Consider the following 13240-nt stretch of genomic DNA (forward strand, 5'->3'; position numbering starts at 1 on the left):
TTAGGAGCACCCAATTCAAAACTAAACCCACTTTCCTGTGGCGCTCATTTTTTAAAGTAGTGCTCTTACTGAACCAAATGTATTAAAAACATTTGATTACAACAATTTGTTTTCTTTATATCCATTACGCTTTTTTTTAAATAATTAAAACTATTTATGAAATTACACCCACTATTTTAAAAAAATAAGAAAATATTGTAAAATTTTTAGGATTTTATTTACAAAGTCTCTACTTCAATTTCGCTTATTTTGCCCCTCTAAAATCTATTTTTTTATGATTGCGACTATAAAAAACAATTCGTTGTTAGATTTTGAATACGAGCTTTCTTTAATTCTAAATGCTAACGGTAACGAAATAGAAAAAGCCAAAAAGTGCATTATTTTTACCCAAGACGTTGTAATACAATTGAACGAATGGCTCAAACATCATGAGTTTGAATCACTTCAAGACGAGATTACATTCTTCAAAGAAATCAAACCGCATATTATGGCCCAATACATTTTCTACACGGAAATCTTGGAGCTGCTGACGACACTGCCTTTAGACAAAAGCAAAAAGGTGAAACACTATGAAAAAAAGAAAGACGCGATTCACCAGTTTTACAGAAAGCATAGAGAATTCATCAAATACATTAAAAGTCAGGCTACTCATTTAGATGCCCTTTACTTTACTCGAAAACGCCATAGTGCTATTTTTGTAGACGATTATAAGACAATCAATCAAGATGCAACAGTATGCACGTCCCATGATTATTTGCTGGCGGAAGTCATTGCTTACGAATTGCTTGCCTTACACATCGAAAACTACATTGATCATGAGAACCAATCCTGTGCGGTAACCCAAAATCAAATTCAATCCAGCTTGCATTGGACGGCTAAAAAAATTGATTTGATCGAACTCATTTATGCTTTGTATGAATCCAAAGTTTTCGATAATGGTCAAGCCGAACTCAAAGAAATCACCCACGTATTTGAAAAAGCCTTCCAAATCGATTTGGGAGACAACATCACCAGAAGCTATATCGACATCAAAAATCGAAAATCAGATGCGGTTCGCTTCCTGAATCAACTCCAAACCGCTTTAGTTAGTAAAATCGGAAGCGATATAAACTAAAAAACACCCTTTTCCTCCAAAAAAAATAAAAAAATCGTTCCCAAGTTGGTCCCAACTTGGGAACTTTTGTTTTGTAAATGCCTTTGTTTTGTCCCATCAATTTTAAAAACAAAACGAATGCCAATAAAAATCCGTTCCCACCCGCCTTCGCTTTAGCGAATCCAAATTTAACCGAAAAGAAACACCAATAAATATCCGCGATCATCCGATAAACCCGTGTCATCCGCGTTCCAAATTTTAAAGATTTCTAAAATCTGTGTTCCAAAAAACCTGAAACCTGAAACAAAATGAACAAAATCCGTCCCCACCCGCCTTCGCTTTAGCGAATCCTCACACGCAAACAAAGAAAATCCCTAACCATCAGCGCTTCGCCTATGCGAATCTGTTTCATCCGCGTTCCAAATTTTAAAAATTTCTAAAATCTGTGTTCCAAAAAACCTGAAACCTGAAACCTGAAACCTGAAACTTAAAACAAAAAAAAAAATGAACTACATCAAACACCTCAACAACTTCTTCGAAAAAGTAAGTACCGACTTCGACCTGAACCCTACCCACATCAGTCTTTACATGGCAATTTTCCAACTGTGGAATCAAAACCGTTTTCAAAACACCCTTAGCGTGTCGCGAGACGAATTGATGCAGATTAGTAAAATAGCTTCTACGGCAACTTATCACAAGTGCATGAAAGATTTAAGTGAACGTGGTTATATCGTTTATAACCCATCTTTTAATCCGTTTAAAGGATCCACGTTGGAAGTCTGTTCTTTAGATTCGTATGCGTCAACAACATCTAAAAAAGCGTTCCAAAAGCCTAGATGCTGTTCAAAAAATGAACCCGTTGTTGAACAGGCTAATGAACAGCTTACTGAACAAGCTCTAAACAAGCATCAAACAAGCTCTAAACATGTACCTTATATAAACATTATAAACAATACAAACAGTATAAACTTAGATAAGCAAGAAATTTCAAAAAATGAAGAAAAATTAATTTCAGGAAATTCAAATTTTAATGAGGTTCAAGAATCGGATATAAAAATTGAAAAAGAAAATGAAATGCATGCATTCGATAACTCCGATGAAAAACAAACTGAAAAAAGTTGTCAAAAAAAGTTGCGCGAAAAAAAGAAATCCAATTTGGATTCACCGACTCCAAAAGCAAACAATTTTGAAACTGGAGGTAAAAAGAAAGATGAAAATTATTCGACTGTCACTTCGAGCGAATGCCAGTCCCGACCTATCGGAATCGAGAAGCTTGTTTCAAAATTTTCAAAACCCACTTTGGAAGAAACCCAAATCTACTTCCTCGAAAAGAACTTTGCTGAAGTCGAAGCCCAACGCTTTTTCAACTATTTTGAAAGCAACGGCTGGCTAGTTGGGGGCAGAGCCAAAATGAAAGACTGGAAAGCCGCTGCCCGAAACTGGATGCTCAATGCTAAGAAGTATGCCGAAAATGCAACTAAAAAATCCGTGGCAGCTATACGCACAGAAGGGAGTTCCAACCCATTGGGATCCAAAACCTTTTCTTTAAATCCAAACCACTTACATGTAACGAATCACAAAAACTATGGAGAAGCGCTTTAAAAACATCGTCGATACTTTTGACGTTCAAAACGGAGTGAAAGTTTACAACTTCAATGCGTGCTTAAACTACATTGAGCAACAAGGCAAACGCATGTATGGCCGCTATTTTCAAATTGAGCCAATCGACTACCCTACGCTGTTAAAATTGATTATCTATGCCATCCGTGATGCAAAAATGGCAGATGAGTTAGGCTTAGACCTCAACAAAGGCATCATGTTGTCGGGCCCGATTGGCTGTGGAAAAACGTCGATAATGGCGTTGCTACGCCCTTTTTTCTATCAAAAGCACCATTACAAAATCAAGACCTGTAGGGAAGTAGCGTTCGAGTTCGCAAAAAATGGGTTTGAGACCCTGCAGCAATACACCCAAAAAGAGCACACCCAAGCCCGGGTTTCGGGCTACTGCTTTGATGATTTAGGTGCCGAACAAAACATCAAACACTATGGCAACGACCTCAACGTCATGGCGGAGATCATCTTGTCGCGTTATGAAGATTTCGTGCAAAACCAATCCGTGACCCACATCACCACCAACCTTTCCGCCAGTGAAATCGAAGCCCACTACGGCAATCGCCTTCGATCGAGAATGCGCCAAATGTTTAACCTCATCACCTTCAGCAATGACTCCAGAGATAAAAGATGATTCCTTTTTTTGTCCAATGAGTTTGTTATACCGCACGAAGCCAGATATCTCCTACGAAGTAGGCTTACTCTTTTAAGCGCAGCTTAAAACAAAACCTGAAACCTGAAACCTGAAACTTGAAACTTGAAACCTGAAACAAAATGAACAAAATGAACAAAATCCGTCCCCACCCGCCTTCGCTTTAGCGAATCCTTACACGCAAACAAAGAAAATCCGTAACCATCAGCGCTTTGCTAAGCAAATCCGCGTCATCCGCGTTCCAAATTTTAAAAATTATAAAAATTTCTATAATCTGTGTTCCTTAAAAACAAAAATTCGTAAAAAAATGAATCAAGAACTAACCCCTCGCCTAATGAAAACCATTTATAACTTTTGGTTTTGGTTCGAAGACAACGAACAAGCCCTATACAACGCTTATAAACTAGACAGCAACAAAGCCGAAATGGAATGGCATTTCAAAAGAAATCTCAACTACGTTTCAAGAAGAATCAAATTTTATATTACAGACGACCCACAAATAGCCAACAAACTAAAGTTATTTATAACCGCCCATGATTACAGAAAACTGTTTCCTAAAATCAACGCATTAGAAGAAAACAGGCCTTTTTTGGACCACTTTTCTATTCAGTTTTACATACCTCCTTTTAACCCAGAAAACCCTTCCATACCAAAGAAATTAATTGAGACCATTCAAAACACCAAGGTAAAATTAGAGAATTACAACATCGCTACAAAAAAAGTAATCTTGACCTTATATCTCCAAGAATACGAAATGAAGGAAACGATTAAAAGTATAAAACAACAAGGCTATTTGTTGTTGCTCTTCACTCTAGGGGAAGTCAATTACAAAAAGTATATTCATGATTTTGATTGTCAAAAATTACCACAACATCCATCCGATCTATTAGACCTAACCGAACTCCCAGAATTACTAGAAAATCTGTCTGAAATTGACTACAGTAGAAAACTAAAAATTTTCTTTGAATAATTTAAAACGTCTTGTCATTCAGAGTTTACTCGGAATCTCAAACAAAGTAGACTCCCTCACTTTTATCATTCCGCCAAAATAGGAATCTCCTACAAAGTAGGCTATCCATTTAAGAGCAACTTAAATCAAAACCCATTACCCAACACCAAAAGAAAACACAAAATACGGTTTTCCACATTTTTATCTCAACCACTTTATTTACCTTAGCTATCAAAAGCACTCTGTAAAAAACATATAGTATTGAAAATAAGGTAATTGAACAGTTTGTACATGTGCTTTTTTTGTTATTTTTGGGAATTATACTACAAATTAAGCCAAACGCATGGAGTTTTTGTTTGAATTGTATCGGAAATATACAGCCAGGTTGTTTGTGAAGGAGAAGAATAAGAAGAAATAATTTTTTTAATTATGAGAAGAATTAATAATAAAGATTTATTACCAGTTTGGTTAAGTATCAATAGAAAAGAATCAATAGAAATTGCTTCTTCAATTTCTTCTTTAGCTCCAAAAGTGCTCACAAAAAAAGAAGATCTTGAAAAGATTCAACCATACCTAGATAAATTAAAAGATACAATTGACACAAAAGGTGTAAATAATATAGCTTTAACCGGAGGATATGGTTCTGGAAAAAGTACTATAATCAATACATTTAAATCTTTAAATTCACAATATGAATATCTAAATATCTCATTAGCTTCATTTAACAAAAAAAAGGAAGAGAAAAATAACAAATTAACGCTTGAACAAAAGAAAATACAACGAGATGAACTTGAACGGCTTTTAGAAGTTAGTATTTTACAACAAATCTTTTATCATGTAAAACCTTCAGAAATACCAGAATCACGTTTTAAAAGAATAATTAACATCCCTGATTGGAAAATATGGACTATTTCATTTACATTTATTTTATGGATTTCTAGTTCCATCTTATTATTAAAATATAACTATTTAGACAAAATCAATCCAATAAATTGGAGTAATACCAAAAATTTCGATTGGTTTGCTCTCTTGATTCTTATTATTGCATTTAGTGGTTTAGGATTGTTATCAAAATTAGTAGTTAAATTATTTAGTAATTCTCAGATTAATAAAGTCAATATTAAAGGTGAGTTAGAATTAGGAAATAATGTTAATAAATCTGTTTTCAATGAACATTTGGAAGAGATTTTATATTTTTTTGAACGAACTAATTTTAATGTTGTCATAATTGAAGATTTAGATAGATTTGATAGTACAGATATCTTTACTAAACTCAGAGAAATCAACATATTATTAAACAACTCGCAATTGATAAAACAAGAAATCAATTTTATATATGCTGTGGGAGATGCTTTGTTCAATGATAAAAAGGAAAGAGTCAAATTCTTTGAGTATATCATTCCAGTTATACCTTTTATTAATTCATCAAATGCCCAAGAACAACTGATGAATTTAATTAAAGAATCTGAATTAGAAGACAATATACTTTCTTCAGAATTTTTATCAGATATAACTACTTTTATTGATGATATTGATATGAGGTTATTAATCAATATTTTTCATGAATTTGCAATTTACAGAAACGTACTGAAACCAGATTTAATTAAAGGGAGTGAGGCTGAATTGTTTGCAATCATTACTTATAAAAACCTTTATCCAAAAGATTATGATGCACTAAATAGTAATAAAGGAAAATTATTTGAATTAATTAACAATAAAAAAAAATATATAGAAGATTATGTTTGTGAAATAGAAGAAGATATTAAAAATAAAGGTTTTCAAATAAATGAAATTGAAAGTGAAACAATAAGTAATATTAGAGAACTCAGAAGCATTTATACAAATCTAGTTTTGTCAAAAATCCCTCATGAAGCTTTAGTCTTGAATATTAATATTCAAGAATTAGATGAAGAAGAATTTAATAAAATTATAAATAATAATGTAGAATATGTGACTTACAATCATTATAATGGACATTATTATACTCGTTCTGCTGTACAAAAGCTTAAGTATAGCTTTGCTTCAATTGAAAAAGAAATTAATTCTAATTATAGCTTTAAAGATAGGATTGGATTAATAGAATCAAAAAACAGCAACAAAATTAATTTACTAAAAAACGAGATTGAGGCATTAAGAAAAAAGAAAATAGAGATTGAAAGCTGGGATTTAAAAAAAATATTTAAAGAAGTTAGTATAGATAATTATTTAACAGATTTTGTTAATAGTGGGTTAATTAGAAATTTATTATTGGAAGGTCATTTAAATGAAAACTATAGTGATTTCATCTCGTTATTCCATGAGGTTTCATTAACAAAGGAGGACAAAAAATTTGAAAGAAGTGTAAAAAGTGGAATTAATGAAGAATTTGATTATAAATTAACACAAATTGAAAATCTTATTGAAAATCAAATTGATTTAAGATATTTCAATAGAGAAAGTATTTTAAATTTTGATTTAATTAACTTTTTAGGAGAGAATTACAATAAGTATTCTGATAAGTATGATGCTTTAATCGATTTATTATCAAATGAAAAAGTAAGATCTATAGATTTCATTGATAGATACATATCTTTAGAAAATATACCAATAAAAATATTTTTTGAAAAATTAGTTAAAAATTGGTTAGGCTTTTGGGATTATATTTCATTAAAGAGTAATTATTTACCTGAAAAACAGTATAAATATTTGTCACTAATTATCATGTTTGGATTAATAGATGACATACTTTCATCACAAAATAATAATACTCTTGCATCTTCAATAAATCAGAAAGCTCATTTTCTTTCTTTAATTAAAAATACTGAAGAATTAAACTATTTAAACAAAATTAAAAAGCTAATTGAAAAGCTTAATATTGAATTTGAAGAATTAGAAAATCCAAATAATGAAACAAAAAAATTATTTGATTTTGTTTATGAGAATAATCATTATAAAATAAATATTGTAAATCTTAAACAAATGATTTATTTATATGGAAAAAAGGAAGAAAATGATGTATTTGAAACTTCTAACTATTTTACGATTTTAAATTCTAATTGTGTTCCATTAATTGACTATATAAATTCAAACATAAATACTTACATTGAGGATGTATATTTAAAGTTAGACCTAAATAATTATGAAAATGAAGATGCTTTAATAGAACTATTAAATAATGAAGAATTAGAGGATAAATTGAAATTTAAAATAATTCAAAAAATAGAAACTCTTATATCAGACATAAGTAAGATAGAAAATTTTGAAATAAAGAAACAATTATTAATTAATTTAAAAGTTATTGCTAATTGGGAAAATGTGATTGACTATTATTCTAATTGTGATTTTCAAATAGACGATAGTTTGGTTAATTTTTTAAATATTGAAAATATATATTTAAAACTGTCTAAAGAAAAAATGATAAAAGAATCAGAAACATTTGATTATCCAAATTTTAGAAAAAACATTTTGTTGTGTAATGAATTGTCTATTGAAAGTTATACTAAAATTTTGGAAGAAAATTTATATACTCGTGGTAATCTATCATTTGAAAATCTCGAGACCAATAAAATTAACTACTTAGTTTCCAGAATTTTGACTTTAACAAAAGATAATTATGATTTGTTAAAAAAGAATTTTTCAAATTATCACATTGCATTAATTGAAAAAGACTTTAGAGAGTTTCTATTAAATTTTGATGATTTTGAGATTGAAAATAAAGATATTTTAACGATATTAGAATCTAAAAATATATTTAACGATTATAAAATAGAGCTTATCACAAAGTTGCCTTTGCAGGTTTTAATTGATGATAAATTAATATCAAGGAAAGTTGGTGAAATCATTTTAACTGCATCCAGTAAAATTAAATTTGAATACAATATAATAGAATCGATAGTTAAAAATACTATCTTGCTTGAAAATAAAATAAGCTTGGTTAATCTATATTTTAACGATTTAGATGATTCAAACATCATTACACTTTTAAATAATATTACTGGATATGATAAGCTTTTTCAAAAAGGAAAACCTACTTATTTAAAAACCGATTTTAATAATTCATTATTTGAAAAATTAATGGTAAGAAAACTTATTAAAAAATATTACGAAGACAAGTGGAATAAATCAAATTTTAGAATTACAACAAATTATTAAAAATAATTAAGAATCTAAAAATGTCACAATTTATAACAGGTAAAGATTTAGACGATAAACTTACCGATATAATATGGAATGCAAAAAAAGAGTTAATCATATTATCACCTTTCATTCACCTAGATGATTACTGCAAAGAAATCTTCAAGAAAATTAACAATAATCCAGATTTAGAACTAGTAGTGGTTTTTGGAAAAAATGAAAGCCAAACGCACAAAAGTTTAAAACCTGCCGATTTAGATTTTTTTAAGCAATTTCATAATGTAGTTATTATCTATTGCGCAAATTTACATGCTAAATTTTATGCAAATGAAAGCGAAGCTTTGCTAACATCATTAAACTTTTTAGATAAATCCATGACGGGTAACATTGAATATGGTATAGCTTTTAATAATTCTGCGTTAAACTTAGATAAGCTATATAAAGAAACCTACGAATACACGAATGAAGTCATCAAAACTAATATATGTGTTTTTGTAAAACGACCAGTTTACAAAAAAGCTAATCTTGGATTTTCTAAAAAGTTTGTTGAATCAGTTGTAATTTATGATGTCACAGACAAGCTGTACAACAATCAATTTTTTAAATACAAACATTACGATGACTTCGAATATGAATTCATTCAAAGTGATGAAAAAATAACAAGAGAAGAATTTTCTAATATGCATCAGGAAGAAAAAATATTCAACAGAGGCAAACAAGAGAATTACAATAATAATCAAACAGATGGGTATTGCATAACAACAGGAATTAAGATTCCATACAATCCAATGAAACCAATGTGTTATGATGCTTATCAAGTTTGGGCTGCATATGAGAATTATTCATTTCCAGAAAACTATTGTCATAAAACAGGTAAACAATCAAATGGTAAAACCTCAATGGCAAAACCCGAATTGTATTAATTTTTTAATAAAAGACACAAAAATGTTAACCTATAATGAATTAATCGAATTACGAGAAAAGTTAATCAATGGAGAGATTGATGTTGAAACTGCAAAGACTTTATATGGTAATGATTTAAAAGAAGGGAAACGTTCTTGGGATACAAAAGATTGGAAATTAAGAAGAGCTGAGGTTATAAAAGATAAATGTGAAATATGTAGTAGTACAGAGGTAATAACATTACAGCATCTCTCACATCCCAAAAAATTCAACGATTACCTAGTTGAACTTAAAAGAGCATATACGGAAAATCACATTAAATTAAATTCTGAAATTGATAAATCAGTGTTTACTCAGCACGTAATAAATAGGTATGAGTATTTGCCAGTACCATTATGTCCTAATTGTAAGAGTAAAAATCCTAGTGAAAGAGTTAGAAAACTTCCAAAATATCGTTGCACAGATTGTAAACATGAATTTGAAGAAGCAACTAATTACTCGGTTTATGAACTTGTCGAAATGTTTTATAAAAACAATGATGCATATGAAGTTTATGACAAATGTTTTGTAAGTAAAGATAAATGGCAAAATAAACATAACTTATCTAATGTAATGTATTGGTTACTTAGAAATAATGCTACTGAAATCAATGCGGCAACAATAGAAAAAGAAGCATTTTTACTTTATTTAAATGACGATATTAAATATCTTTCATTTGAAGATACCATAACTGCTTGTAAAAAATGTGCTTCAAGTTATGATTTATTTAATATGGAGTTATGTCCTAAATGCAAAATAAATTACAAAAGTATAGAGTTTAAAACTTGCTTTGATTGCTTGCCAGAAGAACAGCAAAAGTTTGTTTTGGAAAGTAGAGAATTAGCTAAACAAATGAGAGAAATACATAGAAAATTAGATATTGACTAATCAATCTATTACAGCAATGAATATTGAAAAACCAGAATACGATATAAAAATATATCAGATCGATACAACTCATTATGAATTCAAAAAAAATGAATTGAACGGTAATGCTGATATAATTAATTATATTGTAAAAAAACACAGAGAAAAAGTTAATAAAGCTGATGAAAACTTTAGATTGTTTCCTAATAAAATTGATGGCATAGAATATTACACTTACTCTTACACTGAAGAAAAAGAAACATATTGGAAAAATTTTATTCCTGAAACTTTATCAAAAACACATGATTTTTCGGTTAAACTTATATCTTTTGTTTTATTTGCTTGCATAGAAAATAATATTTACGCTATTGTTGGTGGTGGCGGTAGTAGAGTTATTATTAGGTATCAATATCAAAGATTTGGATTAGATTTTTTTGAACATATAACAGATTTAGATGAAGAAGTATTGTCAATTGAATTTAGAGGTATTTCAGGTAAATTATCAAAAAGAAAAGATATTTTTAAAGATGGTTTAAAATTAATTGATGTATTAAATTTTACAAATATTCCTTCTAAAATAAATATAAAACTTAAACAAGAAATAAAAGATAGTGTATTTTCATTCATAGATTTTACAGATAGAACAACTATTATTGAAATTGGATCATACTTTAATATAAAGCATAAAATTAGTTTCAATAATTTACACAATATTTTTATTACTATCAATGAAATATCAAAAGGGAAAGATAAAAAAAAGTTAACCTCATTTGTAGAAATTAAAGATAAAGGCTCTATCAAAGATGTTTACAAAAAAGAGTTAATATTTGTTTTGTTCAATTATATGAATGAATTATTTTCTCCTGGTAGAACAGATTTTCCTAAACACCCCGAAATCGAATTTGTTCATCCTTCTAATATTCAAGATTTTTATGAAAGCGATTTGTATGTTTTTAAACTAAAAGATATAAATAAGAAGTTTGAGTTTAGAGATAAAGAAAAATTACTATATCAAGGGTTAAAAATTATATACGAAAACTATGAGAATCTTGATTTAATTGAGTTTAGAAGAATAATTAGTGGTTTATGGCTTTATGGTTTAAGAAAAAATAAAACATTAACTAAAGGAGTTTTCCTAGACCATATAATTTGTGAATTAAATATTGAAAATAAACCAATTTTTCAAATCGATACAAGATGGTTTAAAGTAGAGGATAATTTTACTACTTCTATTAACGAATTATGTAACAGAATGATAGAACTAAATTATTTAGATCAAGATATTTTAACTGAAAAATGGGATTTTTCTAAAAATGAAGATGAAGGTTGTTATAACAGAAAATATCATTCTAAAGAAAATTATTGGGTTTTTGATAAAGCTTTAGGTCAAAATATTGAATTATGCGATATTCTTTATGAAAGTGATAATGCTCTATATTTTATCCATGTCAAAAAGGGGTTTGATGGTAAAATAAGAGATTTGAGTAATCAAATTCAAGTTTCAGCAGCAAGATTTAACAATGATGTAAGTTCTGGCAATTTAATTTTTATTAAACAAGTCATTGATTCTTATAATAATAGAGTTGAAAATAAAAATAAACTAATTGATAAAAAAACTTTCATAAGCAAATTAACAAACAAAAATAAAAGAATTGAGTTCGTTATGGCTTTTAAATCAGATGCAATTAAAACCCCTTTAGTAAAAGGTAATGTAGAATCTATAAAATCTAATATTGCTAAATATTCATTAATTCAATGCGTAAGAGAAATGAACATGCTTTCATTTCCAATTAAAATAGTTGAAATACCGTAAATGAAATGCTTACCAATATTATTATCTCTAATTTCAGCTATTTCATTTGGGCTAGCTATTTATTTTATTTTTATGAATACAAATCAATTCAGTAACAAGATAAAACACAATAAAACCATCATTGTATCATTAATATTACTGGCTATTTCTTTAGTTATAATTGGATTTACAATTGATTACATCATTGATATTTACAAAGAGCCACAAGATTTCAAAAAAGATTTTAGCAAAATCGGTACTTATGGCGATTTTTTTGGAGGTATATTAAACCCTATTCTAGCTTTTATAGGTATTATCGCAGCATCACTTGCATTTTACGCACAATATGAAGCAAACAAACAAGTTCAAGTTCAATTCGAGGAACAAAAGAAAAACGATTATGTTCAAAAATTTGAAAGTAATTTTTATAATTTATTATCTATACATCATCAAATAGTAAGTGATATTGATTTAAAAACAAAAAAAATCTTTCATTTCAATAAGGAACTAGAGTCTTTTATTAAAGAGAATAAATTCGTTGACGAATCTTTTGCTGAGAATATTATTATTGAATCTGAATCAAGCTCAAGAGATGCTTTCGTTTATATTTTTGATTTATTAGATTATTTTTTGTGGATTGACATGGAAATTTACTATGGAAATGATGTAGAATACATAAAAGGTAATATAAAAGATGTAAATAAATTTCATAATATTTTCAAAAACAAATATGAGATTAAATGCAATGGTCACATTCTTGTTTCAAAATTTCCAGATATATACAATACTATTTATTCAGCGGTAAGTTCTGATTTGGGGCATTACTTTAGAAACTTATATAGAATTGTAAAATATATAGATAACGCTAATTTCTCTTCTAATTTAATTCAAGACTATAAAATAAAATATGATTACACATCTATACTTAGGGCTCAAATTTCTGATGCAGAATTAAAAATTTTATTTTTGAATTGCATATACTACCATGGCAATGAAAAATTTAAACCATTACTTGAAAAGTATACTTTTTTTAAAATAATTAATAGAGCTAATGAAGAAAACAATTTTTTTAAAAATTATTCGCCATTGTACAAAGAAGAAGCATTTATCAATTCTAAAAATGATTCTATTATAAAAGAAATATTAGATCAAAAAAACTTTGAAAAAGTGATAATAAAAAGGATAGTTGAAACATCAGGAGAAGTTGAACAAGCTTAAATA

9 protein-coding genes are annotated in these 13240 nt (G+C 28.5%); all 9 read left to right on the forward strand.

The window, feature by feature from the left end; translation table 11 throughout:
* The first annotated feature begins 274 nt into the window (after window positions 1-274).
* The 9 genes from BUE95_RS11780 (at window position 275) to BUE95_RS13590 (ending at window position 13237) form a co-directional block, all read left to right on the forward strand.
* Entirely contained in the window at window positions 275-1114 is an 840-nt protein-coding gene (locus tag BUE95_RS11780) for an RteC domain-containing protein (RefSeq protein WP_073584752.1), read from the forward strand.
* 681 nt (window positions 1115-1795) lie between these two features.
* Complete coding sequence (locus BUE95_RS11785) at window positions 1796-2695, forward strand: hypothetical protein (protein WP_159433516.1); 900 nt, start codon at window positions 1796-1798, stop codon at window positions 2693-2695.
* Window positions 2679-3338 carry a P-loop NTPase family protein gene (locus tag BUE95_RS11790; RefSeq protein ID WP_073584756.1) on the forward strand — a complete coding sequence of 220 codons (660 nt, stop codon included), beginning with the start codon at window positions 2679-2681 and terminating at the stop codon, window positions 3336-3338. The genes BUE95_RS11785 and BUE95_RS11790 overlap by 17 nt, the downstream gene beginning before the upstream one ends.
* A gap of 325 nt (window positions 3339-3663) precedes the next feature.
* A complete protein-coding gene (locus BUE95_RS11795; protein ID WP_073584758.1) occupies window positions 3664-4326 on the forward strand; it encodes a hypothetical protein in 663 nt (220 codons plus the stop codon).
* Between the two features lie 408 nt (window positions 4327-4734).
* A complete protein-coding gene (locus BUE95_RS11800; RefSeq protein WP_073584760.1) occupies window positions 4735-8436 on the forward strand; it encodes a YobI family P-loop NTPase in 3702 nt (1233 codons plus the stop codon).
* A 20-nt stretch (window positions 8437-8456) separates the two neighbouring features.
* Window positions 8457-9341 (forward strand): phospholipase D family protein, encoded by an 885-nt coding sequence (locus tag BUE95_RS11805; RefSeq protein ID WP_073584762.1) that lies wholly within the window; start codon window positions 8457-8459, stop codon window positions 9339-9341.
* A gap of 22 nt (window positions 9342-9363) precedes the next feature.
* Entirely contained in the window at window positions 9364-10248 is an 885-nt protein-coding gene (locus BUE95_RS11810; protein WP_143165292.1) for a hypothetical protein, read from the forward strand.
* Window positions 10241-12040 carry a DUF6119 family protein gene (locus tag BUE95_RS11815; RefSeq protein ID WP_073584766.1) on the forward strand — a complete coding sequence of 600 codons (1800 nt, stop codon included), beginning with the start codon at window positions 10241-10243 and terminating at the stop codon, window positions 12038-12040. The genes BUE95_RS11810 and BUE95_RS11815 overlap by 8 nt, the downstream gene beginning before the upstream one ends.
* Complete coding sequence (locus tag BUE95_RS13590) at window positions 12041-13237, forward strand: putative phage abortive infection protein (protein ID WP_143165293.1); 1197 nt, start codon at window positions 12041-12043, stop codon at window positions 13235-13237.
* Window positions 13238-13240 lie beyond the last annotated feature (3 nt).

It is taken from the genome of Flavobacterium cucumis (assembly GCF_900148835.1).
Taxonomy (GTDB): domain Bacteria; phylum Bacteroidota; class Bacteroidia; order Flavobacteriales; family Flavobacteriaceae; genus Flavobacterium; species Flavobacterium cucumis.

What these genes read in the sequence shown, in the direction of transcription:
- BUE95_RS11810 (WP_143165292.1), top strand. Translation starts at nt 9,364, where the DNA reads ATGTTAACCTATAATGAATTAATCGAATTACGAGAAAAGTTAATCAAT.
- BUE95_RS11780 (WP_073584752.1), top strand. Translation starts at nt 275, where the DNA reads ATGATTGCGACTATAAAAAACAATTCGTTGTTAGATTTTGAATACGAG.
- BUE95_RS11790 (WP_073584756.1), top strand. Translation starts at nt 2,679, where the DNA reads ATGGAGAAGCGCTTTAAAAACATCGTCGATACTTTTGACGTTCAAAAC.
- BUE95_RS11795 (WP_073584758.1), top strand. Translation starts at nt 3,664, where the DNA reads ATGAATCAAGAACTAACCCCTCGCCTAATGAAAACCATTTATAACTTT.
- BUE95_RS11805 (WP_073584762.1), top strand. Translation starts at nt 8,457, where the DNA reads ATGTCACAATTTATAACAGGTAAAGATTTAGACGATAAACTTACCGAT.
- BUE95_RS11800 (WP_073584760.1), top strand. Translation starts at nt 4,735, where the DNA reads ATGAGAAGAATTAATAATAAAGATTTATTACCAGTTTGGTTAAGTATC.
- BUE95_RS13590 (WP_143165293.1), top strand. Translation starts at nt 12,041, where the DNA reads ATGAAATGCTTACCAATATTATTATCTCTAATTTCAGCTATTTCATTT.
- BUE95_RS11785 (WP_159433516.1), top strand. Translation starts at nt 1,796, where the DNA reads ATGAAAGATTTAAGTGAACGTGGTTATATCGTTTATAACCCATCTTTT.